We start from the raw sequence: 20,619 nt of genomic DNA on the forward strand, positions 1-20,619 counted from the left end.
GTTACCGACAAACGCTGGTATCACCGAGGCGCGCGGTTTGGCACAGCGCCTCGGTGGCAAGTTGAACATCGGCCACATAATACAACGAAGCGAGCCCGAAGCGATCCCGCCCCAAATTGTGGAACACCATGCCGAAGGCAATATCTCCCGCGCTGAATCGCTCATGCTCCTTGGCAAAGTAAACCGCGGGCTTCGACAGCGTCCCATCCTCTAGCAAAGTCTGAACGCGGCTGGCCCCGCCATGGTAGGCCTGGACCAGAAGCAGCGTAAAAAGCTGGTCCTGCTTATCGTCGGGCAGGTGACCGAAGCGCGCCTCGAAGGGCGGCCTGAGGTTGCGGGCATTTTGATTCATCAGTTTGAGGGCGCAGTCAATCTGTGCCAGTCGATGCCAGTGGTTGGCGGATTTGATGCGGCAGTCGTTGAGGGCGGAGGGCGAGAGCTGAAGTATGCCTTTGGCGTTGGCGGCGGAGTGTGCCCGTTGCTGACCGCCGCTTTCGATCAATACCTGACCGCCGAGATATTTTGGCAGAGTCAGCGGCAGGTTGAGCCGTTGCTGTTGTTCACGCAGGCCATAGACATACATCAATGCCTTGTGGAGGGGCTGTGGTGTTTCCTGAGAGGCGAACGACAGATCGTCCCAGGTGCCCCACATCAGTTCCGAAGGCAAGGTGCCAAGGTAGCGTGCCAAGGCTTTATCCAGGTTGACGTGCGGCTGTCGACAGGACAGGGCGAAGGGGTATCCGGTCTTGTCAGGGCCGCCCGGGGTCCAGTCGTCCGCGCGGCCAGAGGCTGCCAGAGAGGCTCTGGTATCATTCAGGCGAACCTGGGTGGCTTCACGGTCAGAGCCATCGTCGATGTAGCCAAGGAACTGGCCGCGCATATCGAACAGAATGTGCCGATCGGGGTCAGAGCAGTAGCCGGACTCCTTCAATACCCAGCGACGGATGGTTGTGATGTTCTGGTAAACCCCCTGGCTCGACCAGTAGGGAGAGCTGCGAACAACGCTGGTCCAGCTCTCGGCAGGTTCCGGGGGCTTCTCACTCGCTTGGGAAGTGGACGCAGTAATAGATGTGACTATTATAACGACAGCAAGTAAGTAAGACTTAAAGCTCATGTTCATAAACACCGGTTTCTCCAATCTCCCGAAAACAGAATAACAAACGGAATCGATCATGAAGCAATCCGAATACCTCCGGTACGACGCGGTAGCGCTAGCCGACCTGATTCGCCGCGGAGAAGTCGCGGCCACTGACGTATGTGAAGCGGCCATTGAGCGTGCGGCCACGGTGAATGGCAAGCTCAACGCGATCTGCCATCCCCAGTTCTCCGATGCGCTGACCCAAGCGTCTACACCGGATAGTACCTTCTCGGGCGTTCCGATGCTGCTTAAAGATCTGGCCCAGGAACAGCAAGGCCAGCCCTGTACATACGGCAGTCGGGGGTTGAAGAAGAACATCGCGTCCCGGGATTCGGAGTTTGTACGCCGTGCACGGGCTGCGGGCCTGATATTCCTGGGCCGCACCGCAACGCCGGAGTTCGGGCTGAAGGCAGTCACCGAATCGAAACTCTGGGGTGCCTGCCGTAATCCATGGGATACGGATCGGACACCGGGTGGTTCCAGTGGCGGCTCCGGTGCTGCGGTGGCGGCGGGTATCGTACCCATGGCGGGAGCCAATGACGGTGGCGGCTCGATTCGTATTCCGGCGGCCTACAACGGGCTGTTCGGGTTGAAACCGTCGCGCGGTCGCATTTCTTCCGGCCCTTCGGTGGGTGAGGCATGGACAGGGGCCTCCACTGATCACGTGGTCACCCGTACGGTTCGGGACAGTGCCACCATGCTGGATATTCTGGCAGGTCCCGGCGTAGGAGATCCATTCGTTATTGCGCCGCCGGTCGCCCCCTATTCTGAGCTGATGCAGCGGGCGCCACGCACACTGAAGATCGGTGTTTTCACGTCGTCGCCCTACGACACCGACGTGGCAAGGGAGTGTGTCGATGCCGTCGAAGAAACCGCGCGCACTCTGGAAAACCTCGGACACCGGGTGGAATATGCGCGTCCGGAATTCGACGGTATGGCACTCGCCCGTTGTTATCTGGGGCTGTATTTCGGGGAGGTGTCCACCCTGATGGATCGGGCGAAAGCGGAATTTGGTGCCCGCGATGATGACTTCGAACTGGATACCCGTCTGATCGGTATGTTGGGGCGCACCATGCCACTTCCGGATTACGTGCGCCGTCGCCAGCAGTGGAACGATTTTGCCCGCGCCCTGGGGGCCTTCTTTGAAGGTTACGACATGTACCTGTGCCCGACGGCTGGCCAGCAACCGGCGAAAATTGGCGAACTGGATACCCCATCCCATCTGCAGGTGGTTGCCCGGCTGATGTTGCTGCTGAAAGCTGGCAAGTTGGTGCACCGCAGCGGGCAAGTGGATCAGATGGCTATGGAAAGTCTCGCCCGCACGCCATTTACCCAACTTGCCAACCTTACCGGTACGCCTGCGATGTCTGTCCCGCTCGCCTGGACGGCCGCCGGATTACCGGTGGGTGTCCAGTTTGGTGCTCCGCACGGGGACGAAGGCACGCTGCTTCAGCTGGCGGCACAACTGGAAGAGGCCAACCCTTGGTTTGGGCGCTACGAGTTGCTGGAAGCGATGATTTGACGCCACGCACTGATAACAATAAATAACGCATTGTGATCCAGGAGCAACGTATCCACGTTTATCTTTATGGCAGGAACAGGCTATGCTGTGAGTCAGGAAGAGCCCATTCTTCCTGAACGACCCTGATGGCATCGAGGAGGCGAGCGTATTATGAACCAACCGATGGCAATCGACGAACTGGTGTCTGTAGCACAGGCCGAAGCCATGGGGGAGCTTGATGCCCCGATGATGGCAATCGTACTGTCCAGCGAACAAAGCTACGACTTGCCCATTAACTCTCTTGAAACCGATGCCGATAAGGCCCGCTGGGGACTGATCCTCCGCGCAGCTCGAGAGCATGTGGAAGCCGATGCGGTTGCCGTGCTGTACCCGGCATGGACGACCATCCGCAACAAGAAACCAGCGAAAGCCGAAGCAGGGTCAGAGGACGCCCCGTCAGTGGCAGACAGCGACGAAGAGCAGCCCGCGCGTGGTGAAGATCCGGCAGAGCCCATAGACACCCTGTTTGTGCAGTTGCATACCCGTGACCGCATCTACTGGCGTGGCTTTGAGCAGATCCGTGATCCCAAGCACCAGCGGATCATTGGCTTCCGACGGATCAAGGCGCTGTCGACGGAGTACGGCCGCGACGAAGCGCCCTCCGTCACCTCATGGCTGAACACACTGTTTGAGCCATTGCCCGATGAAGGCGAGGAAACCGAGGTGGATATGGAACTGGCGGATCTTCTGGATGAGCCCGAAGTCAGCGCAGCCCTGTATCCACGCCAACTCCGTGCCCTGCACTGATTAATCTGCCTTTGAGATAGCCGCTGTTTGCCCGGTGCCGAAAGGCACCGGGCCTGGCTCAGATGGCCATCGCCCTCTCGGCAACCCAGTACAGACTGATCGCACCCACCGCGACCAGCGTGATTGGAACTACCGCCCTGCCGTAAAGGTGTGTCTTACCCCAGAGGTAAAGCAGCGGGAAGGCAATAACCAGCAGACCCAGTTGCCCGAGCTCTACGCCAATGTTGAACCCGGCGAGGGCCAGAACGGTTTGAGACACGCCGCTGGTGAGATCTCCCAGCACGCTGGCGAACCCGAACCCGTGTATCAGCCCGAATCCGAAGGCCAGTTTCCAGGTTTTTCTGCCCAGTATCGGCCACATCACGTTCATGGCTGCCAGCGCTATGGACAGGGCAATGATGGTCTCGACCCAGGCGATGGGGAGACGAACAATGCCAAGGGCCGCCAGTGCCAGGGTGACGGAGTGCGCCGCCGTGAATGCAGTCACGATACCCGTCAGCTCCCACAGCCGCTGCTTCAGGCCGACCGGCGTGCTGCCATCGTTTTTTCTCAGTGTGGCTGGCAGCATCAGCACCAAAAGAAACAATATGTGGTCAAGGCCAATGAGCAGATGGATGACACCTTCGTACAGGAAGGTTGCGAACAGCTGCAGGCTTCCCGGTGCGTCTCCCGCGGAGAGCGCTAGTTGTGGGCTGTCAGGGCCTACTACCCCCAGCGTGCTGGCCCCGTCGCTTTCCAGGCTTATCAGGCCGCGATGCAACGGGTCCTGTGAGAACAAAAGGTTGTATGTCAGGGTGTCGGGCGTTGCTCCATCAGGGCAGCTAATGTTGTAGAGACCGGCGACATAGGCGCCGTCGCTATGGCTGGAAAGACCCCATTGCTGACCTGTCAGGCGGCAATCAGCCTGGGTGCTGGACAAGGTTACGCCCTGCTCTACCCATCGGGTAATCTGATCCCGGTTGGCACGGAGCTCCGCACCACTGAGTTGGCGATCCCCGTTCCGGTCCAGCGGCAAGGCCACCGCCACGTCTCTGAGTGCCACATCGATCCGTATCTCGGCTCGGTCCTGGTTCAGGTAGATGAAGCTGTCGCTGGCTTTGTGGCCCCATGCCGTTCCGGAGATCAGGGCAAGCAGGACCATTGACACGGTAAGGCTACCCCATTGCTTCATACTCCTCATGATTCAACCTCCGGGTAGCGGGTATCGGTTTGCCCCTGTTTTTTCAGCCAGGCTCTCACCTTCCGGGCCGGCTCGTTGTCACCCGCCGCATCGGCGGCACGCAGCAGCAGTCGGGTATCGAGGGGCTCGCGTTGGCTGCGCCAGTTGTCCGCCGCAAAGGTCAATGCGGTTTCGGCGTCGCCTTCTACATCCAGTTGGAAACGCGCCATGTCCCGCTGATGCAACAGGTTTCCGCGCCAACGGGCCTCTGCGAAGCGTTCTCTGAGACTTTCCGCCAACGTCTCGGCATCCGGGTGTCCTGACTCAGCCATGGCAATAGCCCGAATAACGGCCAGCGAATCCACTTGCTCATAGTCGTCGGTCAGGGCCAGTACCTTGTCGTTCTGGTTTTGGCCCAGATACCAGTCTGCCAGTTGGGTGCGGGTATAGAGATCGTCGGGGGCGATACTGAGCACTGTTTGCCAGTGATCTGCCGCAGCGCGACTGCCCATCTGCGCGGCGATATCCCCCAGGGTTCCCTCCGCCCAAAGCCGGCTGGTGACATCGGCATCGGTTGCGTCTGTCTGGCTCCGGAGCGTCTGATAGGCCGCTTTGGGGCTACCCGTGCGGGCGTCAACCTGAGCCGTGCAGCTGTCGGCGATCAATCCAGGATAGGATTGTTGCAATTGTCCGCAGTGCTTTCGTGCGTCTTCGTAATTGCCCTGAACAATCTCCAGATTGGCCAACAGCAAGCGAGCCTGGTTTTTCTGGACTGTGGCGCTGGATCGGGCAATGACGGTTTCCAGGTCTTTCCTGGCGCTGTCAAAACGGTGGAGGCTCTGGTCCAGCGTTGCCCTGAGAGTAAGTAGTCGGTCGGTCATTTCTCCGGGCCATCGCTGCAACATCCCGTCGGCATAGCCCAGGAAGCGGGGGTCTCCGGTGCTTCTGGCGCGGGAGATCTGATTCTGTACGGTGTCTGCCAGTTGCTCTGGCGCATCCGGTAATTCGGACGTGGTCAGTGCCGGCTCTGGCAGTTCAACAAGAATGTCGGTATCGGCGAAATCCTTCTCAATAGGTCCGGGTGCAGCGGTTGCGACGTTTGGAAAACCGGCCATCAACCACAGCCCGACACAAAAAGCCCCGCCCCGAAGGGCAGGGAATGTGCTTGCCGGCTTCAGGCGTACTGAAGGCCGGCAAGGGGTCCTATTGGATGAACAGATCGTCGAAGGCCTGTTCATTATTCTGGTCATTGAAGCTGAACTCCTTGTCGTTGATCTGAACGGCTTCACGAGTATCGTCCGTGTTGTCGATCTGTGCCTTCACAAAGGTTGTAAAGTCCACAGCCGGGTCCGGATTGGAATCACGGCTACCACTGCTGCTGGAGCCGTCGAAACACCCCGCCAGTGCCAGGGCTATCAGGCCCGTTCCGGCTAACTTCATAGTGAGTTTCATGATTCACTCCTTATGAGTTGGGTGAGCCGGCCAGCGGAGTCGCCAGGTATGGGAACACCTCCTGGAGCTCGGCAGGGTCAAGTTGCACACCGTCGGTAAACGGGGTGTCCTTGTTCGGGGCATCAGTGGTCAATGCGCCCATCACTACACGCAGGGCGATATCCACGGTGTCATCCACCGGACGACGACCATTCGGGAAGCCGGCGTTGTCACCACCGAGAACACCCAAGTCGTTTTGCATGGCTGCAGGCGTGGCCGCGATTTCCGGGTTCAGTCGCAGCATTTCCGACGTTTGTACGCCTACCGGCATGTTCACATCGGGCACCCCCGTCAGGAACGCTGTCACCAGATCGGTCCGCGGGAAGTTATTCGGTGCCTCAGCGCCTGCGCTGCTGAACAATATTTCCAGCAGTTCGGGCAGGGTCGGATGAGTCACGTAGGTAGCGAACTGACCATCGTTCATGGGCTCGCTGGCGTTGAACCGGTCCTTGTCTTTCAGGCCGATCACAACTTCGTTTACCAGCGGCATGCCGAGGCGCGACACCTGGGTCCAGGCGCCGCCTTCAACAGTCGCACCTTTGCCGGTCACGGTGGGCTCTGGGTTGATGACCCGGGCCTGTCGCACGCTGGCGGTGGTCCAGCCGCCGATAACAGACTGATCCATTCCCGTGACTGCGGTTCCGGTCAGGCACTCTGTCGGAACTTCCAGCGCGAACGAGGTCACGTTCTTGTCTGCCAGATCACCGGCGCCCTCGCCGCCACGCGGGCCGAGCGGGTTGGTGTTGACGAGGTCGAAGATCTCACCAAGGTTGACTGCGAAAGCCTCCTTGCGTTGACCCACGAAGACCTGGCCGTTGGCGGCGCAGCCCGGGATGCCAATCTCGAAGATGTGCTGGTTGGCATAGGCTTCGTAATCGGCAAAGGACTTACCACCGATGTTGTCCAGGGGCTTGTCGAAGGTGGCGGTGCCATCCGTGACGTTGGTAGCGGATTCGACGGTACCGGTGCGGCGATCGCCGCGAATTACGGACACCGTGTATTCCTGGCTGACCTGAACGTTGTCGCCGTTGGTGGCATCGCCGATGTTCTTGAGCGGTACGGAAACCATCTGCTGGTCACCGTCTGGGCCGACCGGCAATTGAATATCGTTCAGGTTGTCCGAGAACTGAAAGCGGAACGTGAGGTTTTCCTGCGCGTTGCCACTGTTGTCGATGTGGATTTCATAAACCGCGTCTTCATCCAGATCGAAGTAGTTGGGACCGCCATACGCATCCTGCAGCGGCAGGTAATTCGCGATCAGGGTGACGAAATCCTCACGTCCCGTCTCATAACTGCGGAACATGTAGAAGTCGGTACCGTCCACCTTGGGTACTTCGGTGATAAAAGGTGCTTCGCGGTGGCTTGAGGCATTTGCTGCGCCGGCACTGATACAGAGTCCGGCAACCGCAATGGCGAGGCCGGAGCGTTTTAGTAATGTATTCATTCCGTTTTCCTCTTGTATTGTTGGTGTTGCAGAGGGGGTTACGGAGCGATTGGATAAAAGGATGCAGTTCTCACAAAAAAAATTGAAGACGCCTTATAGCGCTGCTCTTCAAGTTGACCCAGAACGACTATGCTCCATGGTGACTGTTTGATTTCAGGACCAACAACATGCTCCATCGCACCCAATGGGTATCCGAAGCGATTGCCCGCATTGATGCGGATTTCAATCGTTCTGCAGACACCCATCTGATCAAGCTGGACCTGCCGGGCCTACAGGATGTCGATATCTATCTTAAGGATGAGTCGACTCACCCCACCGGCAGCCTCAAACATCGACTGGCACGTTCGCTGTTTCTGTTCGGACTCTGCAATGGCTGGATTACGCCAGGCACCCCGATCATCGAGGCTTCGAGTGGATCGACAGCGGTCTCCGAGGCCTATTTTGCTAAGCTCCTCGGACTGCGTTTTATCGCGGTCATGCCCCGAACGACGTCGGCACAGAAAATTGCCAAAATCGAATTCTATGGGGGCGAGTGTCATCTGGTGGAGAACGCCAGCGATATCTATACGGAGTCGCAACGACTGGCGAGAGAGTTGGGCGGCCACTACATGGACCAATTTACCTATGCTGAACGGGCGACGGATTGGCGTGGTAATAACAACATTGCAGAAAGCATATTCGAGCAGTTGCAGCGAGAGCCCCACCCCATACCGCGCTGGATTGTTGTCAGCGCCGGCACGGGCGGAACATCGTCCACCATAGGTCGTTATATCCGCTACGGTGGCCACCTTGCCCAGGGCTGTGAACTGTGTGTCGCGGACCCTGAAAACTCGGTTTTCTATGACGCATTCGCCAGCGGCCGGTCTGATATTACCGGCCAGTGCGGTTCACGTATTGAGGGGATTGGCCGTCCCAGGGTTGAGCCCTCCTTTAGCCCAACGGTGATCGAGCGGATGGTCCGTGTACCCGATGCCGCCAGTTTTGCAGCGCTGCGATATCTGGAACGTCATCTTGGCAGGCGGTGCGGTGGGTCCACCGGGACTAACCTGATTGCGACGTTGAGTCTGGCCAGTGAAATGCAAAGAGCTGGAGAAGGAGGCTCGGTCGTTACCCTCCTGTGTGATGGTGGTGACCGTTACACCGACACCTATTTCAATCCCGCCTGGCTTGTGAATCAAGGACTGGACTTAACGAAATGGGAAGAAGCACTCCAGACCTTTGATCGCAGCGGCATATTTGAACCTGATCTGGCCTGCACGCATCTTAATGCCAATTTGGAGCGTACTACCTGAACACCCCCAACAAAAAAACAAAGGACCGTTATAATCATGAGCAGCGACTCTGAGCAGGATGACCTGATGGGACTGCTGGTTGCAGTGTCCCGGGAAGACCGACTGGCCTTTCAGCGGCTGTATGAAAAAATTTCCGGCAGGATGTTCGGGCTTTGCCTGAAACTGGCCAGTCAGCGGGATCTGGCAGAAGAGGCCGTCCAGGATGCCTTTGTGCAGATATGGCACCACGCCGGTGAATATCACAATGAGCGTGGGGCTCCCCTGAGCTGGATGCTGACGATTGCCCGCTATCGCACACTCGACATTATGAGGAACAGGAAATCGAGGCCGACATCCGGCGATGCCCATCTTGAGCGTGTTGCCGATGAACGTGACGGCCCACTGGATGAGTCGCTTCGAGTTGCAGGTAGCGCCGAGCTTCACGGGTGCCTGGATGAACTCTCAGAGACGCAGCGCGACAGCATACTGCTGTCCTACTATCGTGGGTTCACCCACGATGAACTTTCTGAGGCGCTGAGTTCCCCTGTCGGAACTGTAAAAAGCTGGGTTCGTCGCGGATTGATAGCCCTGAAGAGGTGTCTGGAACGATGAAAAAGACACCGGAAAGAGTTGAAGCGTTAGCGGCGGAGTATGTGCTGGGTGCCCTTCACGGAGCGGCCCGGCGACGTTTCGAGCGCTGGATGATGGAATCGGTTCGTGTCCGTCAGGAAGTCTGGTTCTGGGAAGAGAAGCTGGGGCATCTCGGCACACGCATTGAGGAAGAGCAGCCGCCGGCGTCGGTCTGGGCTGGAATCGAACGCCGGCTTTGGCCCCGGGAGGATAAAACCGTGTCGGCAGTGGCGGCCAATGATGCGTCCGGCCGTTGGTTCTGGCCTGGCTGGAGCATGCTGGCAACGGCCGCCGCGCTGGTTCTGGCCGTTATCCTGGTGCAACAGCCAGAGCCCGAGATGGATGATCGTCTTTCGGGTGCCATCGTACAGGCGGACGTAAGCGATCCCCTTTGGCTGGTCAGCGAATCCTCGCTCGACAGGCAATTGAAGCTACGCCCCGTTGCCGCGCCGGCGGCCCAACAGGGTAAGGATTACGAATTGTGGATCGTGCCGGAGAACGGCCAGCCTCTGTCTCTCGGGGTTATTCCGGTAGGCGGAACCTATCAGGTAACTCTGGACGACGAGGCGCGGGCGCTTCTCAGCAACAGCCGAACACTGGCCATCAGCCTGGAACCGGTGGGAGGTTCCCCCACCGGCCAGCCGACCGGGCCGATCCTGCACGTTGCGAAGTTGTACGAGCTATGACCGTAGAGTGGTGGTGGATCACTGGCTCGACAGCAGCGTGATACACAGCTGGGCGTTCTGGACAAAGTGCCCAAACGCCGTTAGCTGATCATCGGAGGGCACATAGCCCGCCGCCGCGTTGTCCGCGTAAAACAGGCCAACCAGCCGCCCCTTGGCTTTCAGGGGGCCGATCAGCGCCGGTACATTGCCCAGCCAGCGATCATAGGCAACGCCTTCGGTTTCCGATTTTGGCAGATAGACACAGCAATCGGCGTGGGGTAAGAGCGCACCGAGAGGGCCGGTGCCATCCTTGCGAACAGTAAAGTTGTCCTTCCAGGCTTCGGTGCCCCTGCCACCCAGTTTGCGAGGTACCAGTTCAAGCCCGCTGCGGTCGCTCATCAGCAACACCACCCGTTGCATGCCAATTGCCCGGTGAATGCCCTCAATGACCAACTGACAGACTTCGTTGATGTCCGGTTTGTCGGTGAGACTGTGGGTAAGATCACGGAGGATCTGTAGCTGCAGATTAGGGTCCACCTCTGGTGCGCGCACCGCCTCCTCACCGGCGCTGGTCTGGCTGCCAGGCATCAGTGCGGTCACCTGGGGTATGCCCAGCGACACTGCGACCCGGGCGGCCTCTCCGGCGTTCACCTTGAGCTGGTCCCGAACAGCCGCAGGGTTTTCTCCTATGTCCTGCCCCAGGGCATCCGTGACCTTGTCCATGTCCTCACCGTGCCAGCCATTCTCGGACAGCCTTGCCATCTCAACGGAGTGGCGCACCAGGCTGGCGGCCTTGGAGTTGGCTTGTCCAGGCGCGACCACCTCGCGGATAAAGGGGCCGAGTGACCAGGCGTCCACCAGCCCGCGGGTGATTTCGGTAAAGGTGGTGTGAAGCGTGGCTTTCTGAGCTTCCAGCGTCGGTTCCCCCTCGCGCAGCCGGGATTCCAGTTCACTGGCCTGTTCAGTCTCGCAGGACCAGAAAGCCAACTCGCCAATGTTCATCAGCAAGGCCCCGATGAATACCTCCTCCAAGGCGTGTTCGTTGCGCTTTGGCAACAGACAGCGGGCCTGGACGGCGGCGTGGATGGCTCGGGCCAGGCAGCGAAGCAGGTGTGGGCGGTCGTTGCGTTTGAGCAGGGAGTCCACGATCAGGGACGAGATGGCCATGGATTTCACGGCGTCGAAACCGATCAGGGTGATGGCGCGGCTGACAGTGCTTACCTGGGTGCGGGTCTGGTTGTAGAACACCGTATTGGAGAGCCGAAGCACCTGAGAGGTGAGCTGGGCGTCATTGAGAATAACGTTCGCAAGTTCGTTGACCGTGCTATTGCTGCTGTCGGTCAGTTCATCAATTCTGCGGAGAGTGTTTGCCAGTACCGGCAGTTCCACTTTGCTGAGGTAGGTCACCCATGCCTGGGTCGAGTTCATCCTTGAGGGCGGAGTCTCGGTTTTTGTGGTCAAAATTTCGCGCGCCTCGGAGTTGTTTGTCATGTTCTTGTAATGAATCAGTCTAGTTCAGTCGTGGCCTCTGTGTCAGGTGTCGAATGGTGTAAGGGGATTTACCAAGGTGGCGGATTCGGGTTTGCCATCGGTTTGGTTTATAATCGCGCGTTTTACCTCTGCACCCACAAGGCGCTGACAAAGCGTTCACAAGGCAACGTTGTGATTGTATTTGACCAGGTACAGAAGTCCTACCAGGTAGGTGGGCGGGCGATCCCCGCGTTACACCCCACCAGTATGACCATCGACACCGGCGAGGTGTTTGGCATCGTCGGCCACTCCGGCGCGGGCAAGTCCACCCTCGTGCGCCTGATCAATCTGCTGGAACCACCCACCGGTGGGCGCATCCTGATTGACGATGAAAACATCACCGGCTACAACGCCAGCGAGCTGCGGGCCTTCCGCCGCAAGGTGGGCATGATATTCCAGCACTTCAACCTGCTGTCTTCCAAAACCGTGGCAGATAACATCGCTTTTCCCATGAAACTGGCTGGCATTTATTCCCGCACCGAGATCCGTGACCGGGTGGACGAGTTGTTGAAACGGGTCAGCCTGGTGGATCAGGCCGATAAATACCCGTCGCAGCTTTCGGGCGGGCAGAAACAGCGTGTTGGCATCGCCCGCGCCCTGGCCTGCCGCCCGACAATACTGCTTTGCGACGAAGCTACCAGTGCCCTGGACCCGCAAACCACCCAATCGGTGTTGAAGCTGCTGGCGGACATCAACCGCGAGCTCGGCCTGACCATCGTACTGATCACCCACGAGATGGACGTGGTGCGCCGTGTCTGCGACCGGGTGGCGGTGATGGATGCCGGTGAAGTCGTTGAAATGGGCGCGGTCAGTGATGTCTTCCTGCACCCGAAACATCCCACCACCCGGGACTTCGTCTTCGAGAGCGAAAGCATCGACCACGAGGAAATGCAGCAGGACCTGCAGCACGCCAAAGGGCGAATTCTGCGCCTGACCTTCCGTGGCGAATCCACCTACACGCCGTTGCTCGGTAGCGTGGCGCGGGAATCCGGCGTGGATTTCAGCATCCTCTCCGGCCGCATCGACCACATCAAGGATACGCCCTACGGCCAGCTGACACTGTCGCTGGTGGGCGGCAATCTCGATACCGCCATGCAGGCCTTTGAAGCGGCGGATGTCCACGTGGAGGTACTGCGCTGATGGAAGCCTTGATGGGAGACCTGTTGAGTAACGTGGACTGGACCGAAATCGGCTGGGCCAGCTGGGACACCTTGGTGATGGTGGGCATGTCACTGCTGTTCAGCGTGCTGATTGGGTTGCCGGTCGGTGTGCTGCTGTTCCTGTTCGGCAAGCGCCAACTGCTGGAGCAGCCCATCGCCTATGCGGTGCTGTCCTTTGTGGTGAACGTGCTGCGCTCCGTACCGTTTATCATTCTGCTGATCGTGATGATCCCGTTCACAGTGATGTTGATCGGTACATCTCTTGGCGTGGCTGGTGCGATTCCGCCACTGGTGGCCGGTGGTGCTCCTTTCTTCGCGCGCCTGGTGGAAACCTCACTGCGCGAAGTTGATCGGGGGATTATTGAAGCGACCCAGGCGATGGGCGCCACGGTAAAGCAGATAGTGTTCGGAGCCCTTCTGCCAGAGGCGTTGCCGGGCATCATCGCCGGTATTACGGTCACAGCCATTACGCTGGTGTCTTACGCGGCCATGTCCGGCGTTGTCGGCGGCGGCGGTCTTGGCGATCTCGCCATCCGCTTCGGTTATCAACGATTTCAGACCGATGTCATGGTCATTACCGTCGCATTACTGGTTATTTTCGTACAGTTGCTACAAATGGCTGGCGATCGCCTGGTTTTGTATTTCAGCCGCAAATAACAGAAGCCTGATCTAGGCGGACGGTGGGAGGCAACTTCCGAAAACGTAGAGCGCCAAGGATGGCGCGACCGAGCCCTACAGGGATGTATTCACGGGCGTTTTTCGGCAGTTGCCTCCCACCGTCTGCCGTACTCCAAAGGCTAGATGAATTCATTGACAATACCCGCAGGAGAACGTGCTTATGAACTTCAAGAAGACTCTGGTGGCAGTGGCTGCCGTTGCAACATTCTCTTCCGCTGCCCTTGCGGAAAAGCTTTCCGTGGCAGCCACCCCGGTACCTCACGCCGAGATCCTGGAATTTGTTAAGCCCAAGCTGGCGGAACAGGGTGTGGAGCTGGATGTGAAGGTGTTTACCGATTACGTTCAACCGAACGTACAGGTGGATCAAAAGCGGATGGACGCGAACTTCTTCCAGCATCAGCCGTACCTGGACGAGTTCAATGACGGCCGTGGTACCAATCTGGTCAGCGTAGTGGGTGTTCACGTTGAGCCGTTCGGTGCCTACTCAAGCCGGATTGACTCTCTGGAAGCCCTTGAAGACGGCGCCACAGTGGCGATTCCCAACGATCCCACCAACGGTGGCCGCGCATTGCTTCTGCTGCAGAAAGCCGGTCTGATCACCCTGAAGGACGGCAGCAAGATCACCGCTACGCCGCGTGATATCGCTGATAACCCGAAAGACCTGGAATTCAAGGAACTGGAGGCAGCTACCCTGCCGCGTATTCTGAACCAGGTGGATCTGGCGCTGATCAACACCAACTACGCGTTGGAAGCCGGGCTTAATCCGACTGAGGACGCACTGGTGATCGAGGGTGCTGAGTCACCGTACGTGAATATCCTGGTGGCCCATGAAAGCCGCGCCAACGACGAGACAATCCAGAAACTGGCGAAGGTGCTGACCACCGATGAGGTCAAGGCGTTTATCAAGAAGCAGTACGAGGGAGCCGTGGTTCCGGCATTCTGAGGCCAGGAACGATATGGCATAAAAAAGCCGGGCATCAGCCCGGCTTTTTCGTTTCAGCGAATCGCGCGTTCAGCGCTTATTCGCCACTCCAGTTCGACCCTGGGTCCGGCGTCATCCGAAGGTAGGACGTCACCGCCCTATAGCCTTTCGGGAAACGTTCCTTGATTTCATCCTCATCCTGCAGGGACGGCACGATCACCACGTCGCCGCCGGGCTCCCAGTTGCCAGGTGTCGCCACTTTATGGATGTCGGTCATCTGCAGAGAATCGACTACCCGGAGCACTTCGTTGAAGTTGCGGCCGGTGCTCGCCGGGTAGGTGATCATCAGGCGGATTTTCTTGTTCGGGTCGATCACGAACAGCGACCGCACGGTCAGCGTCTCATTGGCGCTGGGGTGGATCATGTCGTAAAGGCTGGACACCTTGCGATCATGGTCTGCAATGATCGGAAAATTGACGGCACAACCCTGGGTTTCGTTGATGTCCTTGATCCACTCCTTGTGGGAATCGACCGGGTCCACGCTCAGAGCGATCGCCTTGACGTCACGTTTGGCGAATTCGTCTTTCAGCTTGGCCGTCAGGCCCAGCTCTGTGGTGCACACCGGGGTAAAATCAGCGGGGTGTGAGAACAGTATGCCCCAGCTGTTGCCCAGCCATTCGTGAAAATCGATCCTGCCTTCACTGGAATCCTGTTCAAAATCCGGTGCGGTATCTCCCAGACGTAAACTCATCGCGTTTCCTCCTTTGATGACACAAAAGTCCGGCCGGACGAAGCGCCGGCATAAGATTCAGTCTATACGATAAACAGTGGAGACGGATGGGGGAAAACCAAGGGGCGTTGACCTGCCTCATCCGTCTCCGACTGCGTATCAGTCAACACCGAGTGAACGCTCCTTCTCGAAATGTTCACGGGTGAGCTTGAACACCACAGGGCTCAATAACAGCAGGGCCACAAGGTTCGGCAGCGCCATCATGGCATTAAGCGTGTCGGCGATCAGCCAGATCAGGCCAAGGTTGATGGTGGCACCGACCGGTATCGCCAATATCCAGATCACGCGGTACGGCACGATGGCTTTGACGCCGAACAGGAACTCAATGCAGCGCTCGCCGTAAAACGACCAGCCAATAATGGTGGTAAAAGCAAAAACCGCCAGGGAGATGGCGACAACGTAATTGCCAAACCCGGGGAGGCCGGTTTCAAAGGCCAACGAGGTCAGCGCGGCACCGGTTTCACCAGAGGTCCAGGCGCCAGAGCTGATGATGACAAGACCGGTAATGCTGCACACGATGATCGTGTCGATGAATGTGCCCAGCATGGCGACCATGCCCTGGTTGATCGGGTTTTTGGTCTGTGCTGCCGCGTGGGCGATAGGGGCGGAACCCAGGCCGGCCTCATTCGAGAAAATGCCGCGAGCCACACCAAAGCGAACAGCGGCCCAGACGGCGGCGCCTGCAAAGCCACCTTCGGCGGCAACCGGGCTGAATGCGTGAGTGAACACCATGGCGATGGCACTCGGGATTTGATCGGCGTTAATGGCCAGTACCATCAGGCCAACCAGGACATAAGCGATGGCCATAAACGGCACCAACGTGCTCGCCACCTGCCCGATGCGTTTGATGCCGCCGATCAGGACAAGGCCCACCAGTACCATCAACACAAGGCCGGTAATCCAGTGTGGCAGGTTAAAGTTGGTTTCCAGAACATCAGCCACCGAATTGGCCTGCACCGTGTTACCAATGCCAAACGCGGCCACTGCTGCGAAGATCGCAAACAGCACACCCAGCCAGGCCCACTTTTTGCCCAGGCCGTTGCGAATATAATACATGGGGCCACCAGTGTAGGCGCCGCGTTCGTCCACTTCCCGGAACCGCACGGCCAGTACCGCCTCCGAATATTTGGTCGCCATCCCTACCAGGGCGGTCAGCCACATCCAGAACAGGGCACCGGGCCCGCCCAGAAACACCGCCGTGGCAACGCCGGCGATATTACCGGTGCCGACAGTGGCTGACAGCGCGGTCATCAGGGCCTGAAACGGGGGTATTTCACCCTCTGATTCGGCGCCGGTTCGGCCCTTCCACATCAGTTGGAAACCGGCCCGCAGTTTCAATACCGGCATCAGCTTCAAGCCAATGCTCAGAAACAGGCCGACACCAAGAATCATCACCAGCATGGGTGGGCCCCAGACCAGTGCGTTAATGCTGCTTATAAACGACTCAAAGGCTTCCATGGGAATCTCCCTGTGTTTGTGCCTTGGTATTGAGGCGCTTCCGCGACAAGGAAAATATGGATCTGAATAATACAGATCTGAGCTTGGCGGAGGCGTATAACTCATTGAGTTTATATGCTTATTTTTGTCTGTAAATATTCGCTGTAAAGAATTTGCCGTTCTGACGCGCCGTGGGTCTGCAAAGCTATTGGATTTGGAGGCTCTCGGGTTAAGCTGTGGATTGGTTATCTCAGGAGTCCCTCTATGCCGGAAACCCTAATACATTCTGATTGCAGCGCTGCCGATACGTTGGTCAACGCCACGCCCGAGACCGTTAACGTCCAGGCAGGCGAGCTTTCGTTTTGTGTGGAAACCCGGGGAGATCCCGCCGGGGAGCCTGTGATCTTCGTAATGGGGTTGGGGGCGCAGATGACGCTCTGGCCGGAAGCGCTTCTGGACCAGTACGCCCGTGAGGGCTTCCGGGTAATCCGGTTTGATAACCGTGACATTGGACTTTCATCCCACCTCAAGAATCGTCTTGAGGGCCACCCGGTTGCGGTCATGGCGAGGCACCGGATGGGCCTGCCGATCGCCGCGCCCTATACCCTGCATGACATGGCGGAGGATGTGTGCAACGTGATGGACGCTCTGAGCTTGACCAGTGCCCATCTGGTGGGTGTGTCCATGGGAGGAATGATCAGCCAGTTGGTGGCGGCCAACCATTCCGAGCGCGTGCGCTCTGCAACGCTGATCATGACCTCCACCAACAGCCCGCGCCTGCCAATGCCGAAATCAAAGCTGATCTGGCGCCTGGCAGGGATCGGAGCGAAAGGGCATGACGAGGCTGCGGTCGTCGCACGCTCCCTGGACTTCTGGAAGGCGATTCAGAGCCCAGGCTACCCACCTCGCGAACAGGAAGTGAGGGACCGGATCGTACGGGAGTTCCGGCGTAGCTATCATCCGGCCGGGATTCTCCGCCAGACCCGTGCCATCCTCGCCACTGGCAGCCTGTCATCGGCGACACGCCGTATACGGGTGCCGGTATCTGTGATCCATGGTAAGGCTGACCCGCTGGTGCGGCCGGTGGCTGCGGAGCAGTTGGGATACCTGATGCCCCATGCCCGCGTTGAGATGATTGACGGCATGGGCCACGATCTTCCGGAACCTCTGTTGTCGCGTTTTGCCGAGATCGGGTTTGAAACCATGTCGCCACAGCCATGGCAGGGCAACGGCTGACGGCCCGTGCCCGCAAAAAGAGATCGCGGGTGGAGGGTTTATACTTCCAGTTTTCGCCCCCATTGCCTATGTTTAAAGAGGGACGAATCCAGAATATGACTGGTCAGGGAGCCTGCCATGCAATCGCTAAAAGTATCCGATGTCATGTGGAACCACATCGAGCCCATTCGTCGTGGAACGCTTTTAACCAAAGTGGTCAAGACACTGCTTCATAACCACGTCACGGGTCTGCCGGTCGTAGATGATCACCGCAAGGTGATCGGGTTTGTTTCCGAGCAGGACTGTATTCACGCCCTGTTAGTGAGCAACTACCACCACGAAGGTGACCCGATCGTGGACGACGTTATGTTTCGCAATCCGGTCACCATATCTCCGGAAATGTCTGTCGTGGATCTGGCCCAGAACCTCGGTGCAGGCAAGCCCAAAGTCTATCCGGTGGTTGATCATGACCGTTTGATCGGCATTGTGACCCGCACCGCCATCCTGGCAGAGTTTGCAAAGGCCGGTTACGGCATAGAAGTACCGAAATACGCGTAGTCAGAAGACTGTGAATTTTCCTACTGAGAGGTACCCATGGAACTGCTCTCCACCAACGTCTGTTTCGACGGCGAACACCGGCGCTACCAGCACCACTCGGCAGCTTTGGACTGCGATATGGAGTTTGCGGTGTATCTTCCCCCTGTTGCCGTGGGCAGCAACCCTCAAAAAGTGCCGGTTCTTTACTGGTTGTCAGGATTGACCTGTACCGATCAGAATTTCATGCAAAAGGCCGGAGCCCAGAAAAAAGCGGCGCAGCTGGGAATCGCCATAGTGTGCCCTGACACCAGCCCTCGTGGTCTGAATCTGCCCGGAGAGCATGACAGTTACGACTTCGGCAGCGGTGCCGGTTTCTATCTAAACGCCACACGGCAACCCTGGGCCCCTCACTACCGCATGTACGATTATGTGGTAAAGGAATTGCCGCAATTGGTGGAAGGCCACTTGCCGGTGACGGAGGATCGCAGTATCAGTGGCCATTCCATGGGTGGTCATGGGGCACTGATCGCTGCGCTGAAGAATCCCGGGCAGTACAAATCAGTGTCTGCTTTTGCGCCGATTGCCAACCCTAGCGAGTGTCCTTGGGGTCAGAAAGCGTTCAGCGGTTATCTGGGGGATGACCCCAAAGCCTGGGAAGAGTGGGATGCGACACTGTTGATTTCCGCAGCGAGGGAACGCTTACCGCTGCTGGTGGACCAGGGTACAGCGGATGACTTCCTTGAAAGTCAGCTCAATCCCGAAGCGCTGGTTGAAGCATGTGAGAAAGTCCATCACCACATCAACCTGCGAATGCACCGGGGTTATGATCACAGCTACTTCTTCATCGCCTCGTTCATTGACGATCATCTCGAACATCATGCCCAGGCGCTGGGCTTGGGATAATGCGGAACGCGTAGGGCGTTAGTGGAAGCCCCAGAGCAGCCCGAAATCCATGGAAGGCATCACTTCAGGCTGCTCAACGTCCACGATATTGAAATCCAGCTGGCTGCAGTCCCGCTCAAAGGTTCCGCCGTAACGGTTGCCCCTGGGGCCGATGATGGCTTTGGCGAACGGGCCACGGTGCCGGTGCGGACGCCGAACGATCACCGCCACCTCGTTGTTAGCGAGCCTCACCAGAGTTCCCGGCGGATAGTCGGTCAGAATCGCCAGCAGAGCCCGCGGAATGGCAGGGCGGAACTTGCCGTCGGCCAGCGTAGCGATCAGTTTGCGGGCTTCGGTAATATTCATTCGTTCGCGGTAGGCCCGCTTCGTTATCATCGCCACATAGCGTTCCGCCAGCGCCAGGATTTCCGCCTCACCCCGTATGTCGGTACCACTCAACCCATTGGGATAGCCCGAACCGTCCGCCTGTTCGTGGTGTTGCGCAATGATTTTGAGTAGCAGTGGGCTGGTGATGTCGGCCTCTTTGAGTGCCTGAACACTGCGTTCCGGGTGTTTGCGTATCACCGCGCGTTGCTCGTCGGTCAATACCCGGTTGGAAGCATTGAGTTTGTCGGCTACCGGCACCAGGGCCAGGTTCGCTGTCAGCGCAGCGCTGATCAGTACAGCCGTCCGTTTGTCATCAAGCCCGAACCGGCGTGCAGTAAACTGGCAGAGAATGGCGTAGAACAGGATCTGTTCATGAATGGTGGGTTCGATGGAGTACAGGTGCACCAGTGCCAGGCTGGCCTCCGGCGATTCCTGGCACATCTGGTCAATCATTCGCGACAGGCCAAGTACCCGTTGACGGGCGCTGTCATCCTGGTTGGTAATGGTGTTTAGCGTGGACTCCAGTGTTTGCAGCAACACGGGGTAATCCGCAAATGGGTTGCGGGCACGGATATCTTCCTGAACATCATCATCGCTGGGGCGCTCAATCGTCCGGGGCTGGAACAATCCACGCTCGAACAGTTGCTCCAGCTGAAGATCATTCTGGATGACGTAGCCCTGCCTCAGCAGTACATTGCCATCGGCGTCATAGACCGTCCAGGGCAAGGGTTTTCCGATGGTCAATGCGCCGGGTGCGATACGAAGAAGGTTCTGCACTCGATGGCTTCCTGGTGCTTATTATAGTAATGCTCAAGTTTACCCCCTATGCCGATAGCAACTCCAGTTGTTGAAAGGACGAGATGGGGCGTTTGTGATGATATGGGAATCAGCGTCCCGCTATTTAACAAGGTATTTCATTTGTGTGTTTGTTAAATTTCGTTGCGTCCGTCTTTGCGGGGTAAATCTTGCGCTATG

20 protein-coding genes are annotated in these 20,619 nt (G+C 58.1%); 11 read left to right on the top strand and 9 right to left on the bottom strand.

Annotation, left to right across the window (positions count from 1 at the left end; all coding sequences use genetic code 11):
* Position 1: 1 nt before the first annotated feature.
* On the bottom strand, positions 2 to 1,120 hold the full coding sequence (locus AC0B60_RS05285) for a lysozyme family protein (RefSeq protein WP_465084617.1): 1,119 nt from the start codon (positions 1,118 to 1,120) through the stop codon (positions 2 to 4).
* A 52-nt stretch (positions 1,121 to 1,172) separates the two neighbouring features.
* Between AC0B60_RS05285 and AC0B60_RS05290 the strand changes: the two genes are divergently transcribed.
* Positions 1,173 to 2,660: an amidase gene (locus AC0B60_RS05290; RefSeq protein WP_465084618.1), complete on the top strand. Its 1,488-nt coding sequence runs from the start codon at positions 1,173 to 1,175 to the stop codon at positions 2,658 to 2,660.
* 150 nt (positions 2,661 to 2,810) lie between these two features.
* Complete coding sequence (locus tag AC0B60_RS05295; RefSeq protein WP_465084619.1) at positions 2,811 to 3,446, top strand: hypothetical protein; 636 nt, start codon at positions 2,811 to 2,813, stop codon at positions 3,444 to 3,446.
* A gap of 58 nt (positions 3,447 to 3,504) precedes the next feature.
* Here the strand turns inward: AC0B60_RS05295 and AC0B60_RS05300 are convergent, their stop codons facing one another.
* The 4 genes from AC0B60_RS05300 to AC0B60_RS05315 form a co-directional block, all read right to left on the bottom strand.
* Positions 3,505 to 4,626 (bottom strand): HupE/UreJ family protein, encoded by a 1,122-nt coding sequence (locus AC0B60_RS05300; RefSeq protein ID WP_465084620.1) that lies wholly within the window; start codon positions 4,624 to 4,626, stop codon positions 3,505 to 3,507.
* Complete coding sequence (locus tag AC0B60_RS05305; RefSeq protein ID WP_465084621.1) at positions 4,623 to 5,720, bottom strand: tetratricopeptide repeat protein; 1,098 nt, start codon at positions 5,718 to 5,720, stop codon at positions 4,623 to 4,625. Before AC0B60_RS05305 ends, AC0B60_RS05300 begins: the two co-directional genes overlap by 4 nt.
* A gap of 88 nt (positions 5,721 to 5,808) precedes the next feature.
* Entirely contained in the window at positions 5,809 to 6,057 is a 249-nt protein-coding gene (locus AC0B60_RS05310; RefSeq protein WP_465084622.1) for a hypothetical protein, read from the bottom strand.
* 10 nt (positions 6,058 to 6,067) lie between these two features.
* The gene (locus tag AC0B60_RS05315) at positions 6,068 to 7,540 is read right to left on the bottom strand and encodes a DUF4331 domain-containing protein (protein ID WP_465084623.1); all 1,473 of its coding nucleotides are present in this window, start codon (positions 7,538 to 7,540) and stop codon (positions 6,068 to 6,070) included.
* A 167-nt stretch (positions 7,541 to 7,707) separates the two neighbouring features.
* Here AC0B60_RS05315 and AC0B60_RS05320 point away from each other — a divergent pair, with 167 nt between their 5' ends.
* From AC0B60_RS05320 to AC0B60_RS05330, 3 genes are read left to right on the top strand one after another with little or no spacing between them, the layout of a single operon-like run.
* The gene (locus tag AC0B60_RS05320; protein ID WP_465084625.1) at positions 7,708 to 8,832 is read left to right on the top strand and encodes a PLP-dependent cysteine synthase family protein; all 1,125 of its coding nucleotides are present in this window, start codon (positions 7,708 to 7,710) and stop codon (positions 8,830 to 8,832) included.
* Positions 8,833 to 8,868: 36 nt separating this feature from the next.
* Complete coding sequence (locus AC0B60_RS05325; RefSeq protein WP_465084626.1) at positions 8,869 to 9,423, top strand: sigma-70 family RNA polymerase sigma factor; 555 nt, start codon at positions 8,869 to 8,871, stop codon at positions 9,421 to 9,423.
* A complete protein-coding gene (locus AC0B60_RS05330) occupies positions 9,420 to 10,127 on the top strand; it encodes an anti-sigma factor (RefSeq protein ID WP_465084627.1) in 708 nt (235 codons plus the stop codon). The genes AC0B60_RS05325 and AC0B60_RS05330 overlap by 4 nt, the downstream gene beginning before the upstream one ends.
* Positions 10,128 to 10,145: 18 nt before the next feature.
* Here AC0B60_RS05330 and AC0B60_RS05335 read toward each other — a convergent pair whose 3' ends face one another.
* Positions 10,146 to 11,567 (bottom strand): HDOD domain-containing protein, encoded by a 1,422-nt coding sequence (locus AC0B60_RS05335; protein ID WP_465084628.1) that lies wholly within the window; start codon positions 11,565 to 11,567, stop codon positions 10,146 to 10,148.
* Positions 11,568 to 11,768: 201 nt separating this feature from the next.
* Here AC0B60_RS05335 and AC0B60_RS05340 point away from each other — a divergent pair, with 201 nt between their 5' ends.
* The 3 genes from AC0B60_RS05340 to AC0B60_RS05350 all read left to right on the top strand — a co-directional run bounded on the left by AC0B60_RS05340 (position 11,769) and on the right by AC0B60_RS05350 (position 14,417).
* Positions 11,769 to 12,776, top strand: coding sequence for a methionine ABC transporter ATP-binding protein (locus tag AC0B60_RS05340; RefSeq protein WP_465084700.1), 1,008 nt, complete (start codon positions 11,769 to 11,771; stop codon positions 12,774 to 12,776).
* Positions 12,776 to 13,453: a methionine ABC transporter permease gene (locus tag AC0B60_RS05345; protein ID WP_007155138.1), complete on the top strand. Its 678-nt coding sequence runs from the start codon at positions 12,776 to 12,778 to the stop codon at positions 13,451 to 13,453. The genes AC0B60_RS05340 and AC0B60_RS05345 overlap by 1 nt, the downstream gene beginning before the upstream one ends.
* A gap of 181 nt (positions 13,454 to 13,634) precedes the next feature.
* Complete coding sequence (locus tag AC0B60_RS05350) at positions 13,635 to 14,417, top strand: MetQ/NlpA family ABC transporter substrate-binding protein (RefSeq protein WP_465084629.1); 783 nt, start codon at positions 13,635 to 13,637, stop codon at positions 14,415 to 14,417.
* Between the two features lie 76 nt (positions 14,418 to 14,493).
* Here AC0B60_RS05350 and AC0B60_RS05355 read toward each other — a convergent pair whose 3' ends face one another.
* Positions 14,494 to 15,147 (bottom strand): peroxiredoxin, encoded by a 654-nt coding sequence (locus AC0B60_RS05355; protein WP_465084630.1) that lies wholly within the window; start codon positions 15,145 to 15,147, stop codon positions 14,494 to 14,496.
* A 138-nt stretch (positions 15,148 to 15,285) separates the two neighbouring features.
* Positions 15,286 to 16,644: an alanine/glycine:cation symporter family protein gene (locus AC0B60_RS05360; RefSeq protein WP_465084632.1), complete on the bottom strand. Its 1,359-nt coding sequence runs from the start codon at positions 16,642 to 16,644 to the stop codon at positions 15,286 to 15,288.
* 243 nt (positions 16,645 to 16,887) lie between these two features.
* On the opposite strand from AC0B60_RS05360, the gene AC0B60_RS05365 reads away from it, so the two are divergent.
* From AC0B60_RS05365 to fghA, 3 genes are all read left to right on the top strand, one after another.
* The gene (locus AC0B60_RS05365) at positions 16,888 to 17,859 is read left to right on the top strand and encodes an alpha/beta fold hydrolase (RefSeq protein WP_465084634.1); all 972 of its coding nucleotides are present in this window, start codon (positions 16,888 to 16,890) and stop codon (positions 17,857 to 17,859) included.
* Positions 17,860 to 17,976: 117 nt separating this feature from the next.
* A complete protein-coding gene (locus AC0B60_RS05370; protein WP_465084635.1) occupies positions 17,977 to 18,396 on the top strand; it encodes a CBS domain-containing protein in 420 nt (139 codons plus the stop codon).
* A 36-nt stretch (positions 18,397 to 18,432) separates the two neighbouring features.
* Entirely contained in the window at positions 18,433 to 19,278 is an 846-nt protein-coding gene (fghA, locus tag AC0B60_RS05375) for an S-formylglutathione hydrolase (RefSeq protein ID WP_465084636.1), read from the top strand.
* A gap of 18 nt (positions 19,279 to 19,296) precedes the next feature.
* Here the strand turns inward: fghA and AC0B60_RS05380 are convergent, their stop codons facing one another.
* A complete protein-coding gene (locus tag AC0B60_RS05380; RefSeq protein WP_465084638.1) occupies positions 19,297 to 20,421 on the bottom strand; it encodes an HD-GYP domain-containing protein in 1,125 nt (374 codons plus the stop codon).
* Positions 20,422 to 20,619: the final 198 nt, after the last annotated feature.

Source organism: Marinobacter sp. V34 (genome assembly GCF_055524115.1).

What these genes read in the sequence shown, in the direction of transcription:
- AC0B60_RS05285 (WP_465084617.1), bottom strand. Translation starts at nt 1,120, where the DNA reads ATGAACATGAGCTTTAAGTCTTACTTACTTGCTGTCGTTATAATAGTC.
- AC0B60_RS05290 (WP_465084618.1), top strand. Translation starts at nt 1,173, where the DNA reads ATGAAGCAATCCGAATACCTCCGGTACGACGCGGTAGCGCTAGCCGAC.
- AC0B60_RS05295 (WP_465084619.1), top strand. Translation starts at nt 2,811, where the DNA reads ATGAACCAACCGATGGCAATCGACGAACTGGTGTCTGTAGCACAGGCC.
- AC0B60_RS05300 (WP_465084620.1), bottom strand. Translation starts at nt 4,626, where the DNA reads ATGAGGAGTATGAAGCAATGGGGTAGCCTTACCGTGTCAATGGTCCTG.
- AC0B60_RS05305 (WP_465084621.1), bottom strand. Translation starts at nt 5,720, where the DNA reads ATGGCCGGTTTTCCAAACGTCGCAACCGCTGCACCCGGACCTATTGAG.
- AC0B60_RS05310 (WP_465084622.1), bottom strand. Translation starts at nt 6,057, where the DNA reads ATGAAACTCACTATGAAGTTAGCCGGAACGGGCCTGATAGCCCTGGCA.
- AC0B60_RS05315 (WP_465084623.1), bottom strand. Translation starts at nt 7,540, where the DNA reads ATGAATACATTACTAAAACGCTCCGGCCTCGCCATTGCGGTTGCCGGA.
- AC0B60_RS05320 (WP_465084625.1), top strand. Translation starts at nt 7,708, where the DNA reads ATGCTCCATCGCACCCAATGGGTATCCGAAGCGATTGCCCGCATTGAT.
- AC0B60_RS05325 (WP_465084626.1), top strand. Translation starts at nt 8,869, where the DNA reads ATGAGCAGCGACTCTGAGCAGGATGACCTGATGGGACTGCTGGTTGCA.
- AC0B60_RS05330 (WP_465084627.1), top strand. Translation starts at nt 9,420, where the DNA reads ATGAAAAAGACACCGGAAAGAGTTGAAGCGTTAGCGGCGGAGTATGTG.
- AC0B60_RS05345 (WP_007155138.1), top strand. Translation starts at nt 12,776, where the DNA reads ATGGAAGCCTTGATGGGAGACCTGTTGAGTAACGTGGACTGGACCGAA.
- AC0B60_RS05350 (WP_465084629.1), top strand. Translation starts at nt 13,635, where the DNA reads ATGAACTTCAAGAAGACTCTGGTGGCAGTGGCTGCCGTTGCAACATTC.
- AC0B60_RS05355 (WP_465084630.1), bottom strand. Translation starts at nt 15,147, where the DNA reads ATGAGTTTACGTCTGGGAGATACCGCACCGGATTTTGAACAGGATTCC.
- AC0B60_RS05360 (WP_465084632.1), bottom strand. Translation starts at nt 16,644, where the DNA reads ATGGAAGCCTTTGAGTCGTTTATAAGCAGCATTAACGCACTGGTCTGG.
- AC0B60_RS05365 (WP_465084634.1), top strand. Translation starts at nt 16,888, where the DNA reads ATGCCGGAAACCCTAATACATTCTGATTGCAGCGCTGCCGATACGTTG.
- AC0B60_RS05370 (WP_465084635.1), top strand. Translation starts at nt 17,977, where the DNA reads ATGCAATCGCTAAAAGTATCCGATGTCATGTGGAACCACATCGAGCCC.
- fghA (WP_465084636.1), top strand. Translation starts at nt 18,433, where the DNA reads ATGGAACTGCTCTCCACCAACGTCTGTTTCGACGGCGAACACCGGCGC.